This window comes from Curtobacterium sp. MCPF17_046 (assembly GCF_003224295.1).
Classification (GTDB): domain Bacteria; phylum Actinomycetota; class Actinomycetes; order Actinomycetales; family Microbacteriaceae; genus Curtobacterium.
In genome coordinates this window covers 1-1060 of sequence record NZ_QKLB01000034.1, presented here as the reverse complement: position 1 = coordinate 1060, position 1060 = coordinate 1, and the positions used below count along the sequence as shown (strand labels likewise).

Here is a 1060-nt window from a genome sequence, read left to right as displayed (position 1 = left end):
GTGTAGGATAGGTGGGAGACTGTGAAGCGGGCACGCTAGTGTTCGTGGAGTCATTGTTGAAATACCACTCTGGTCACTTTGGATGTCTAACGTAGGACCCTGATCGGGTTCATGGACAGTGCCTGATGGGTAGTTTAACTGGGGCGGTTGCCTCCCAAAGAGTAACGGAGGCGCCCAAAGGTTCCCTCAACCTGGTTGGCAATCAGGTGGCGAGTGTAAGTGCACAAGGGAGCTTGACTGTGAGACTGACAGGTCGAGCAGGGACGAAAGTCGGGACTAGTGATCCGGCAGTGGCTTGTGGAAGCGCTGTCGCTCAACGGATAAAAGGTACCTCGGGGATAACAGGCTGATCTTGCCCAAGAGTCCATATCGACGGCATGGTTTGGCACCTCGATGTCGGCTCGTCGCATCCTGGGGCTGGAGTAGGTCCCAAGGGTTGGGCTGTTCGCCCATTAAAGCGGTACGCGAGCTGGGTTTAGAACGTCGTGAGACAGTTCGGTCCCTATCCGCTGCGCGCGTTGGAAATTTGAGAAGATCTATCCCTAGTACGAGAGGACCGGGATGGACGAACCTCTGGTGTGTCAGTTGTTCTGCCAAGGGCACCGCTGATTAGCTACGTTCGGACCGGATAACCGCTGAAAGCATCTAAGCGGGAAGCCGTCTTCGAGATGAGATTTCCATGCACCTTGAGTGTGAGAGGCTCCCAGCAGACTACTGGGTTGATAGGCCGGATGTGGAAGCGGGGACTAACGACCCGTGGAGCTGACCGGTACTAATAAGCCGAAGACTTGACACACACTTTTTACCCACACCTTTACGGGTGTGGGGCTCGCGTCCACTTTGTGGTTCCCGACAGACGATCGGGAACAACTGAAACTGAACACCGCGCATGCGCGGAATGGTTTCGAAGCTTCCTTGTTGGAGTGTCGAAATTGTTCCGGTGGTCATAGCGAGAGGGAAACGCCCGGTCACATTCCGAACCCGGAAGCTAAGCCTCTCAGCGCCGATGGTACTGCAAGGGGGACCTTGTGGGAGAGTAGGACGCCGCCGGACTTCTTTT

The 1060-nt window shown here is 55.6% G+C and carries 2 rRNA genes; both read left to right on the top strand.

Annotated elements, in window-relative coordinates:
- Nucleotides 1-796 (top strand): 23S ribosomal RNA (locus DEJ32_RS15930); the annotation flags it as partial.
- 140 nt (nucleotides 797-936) lie between these two features.
- Nucleotides 937-1053 (top strand): 5S ribosomal RNA (rrf, locus tag DEJ32_RS15925).
- The last annotated feature ends 7 nt before the right edge of the window (nucleotides 1054-1060 follow it).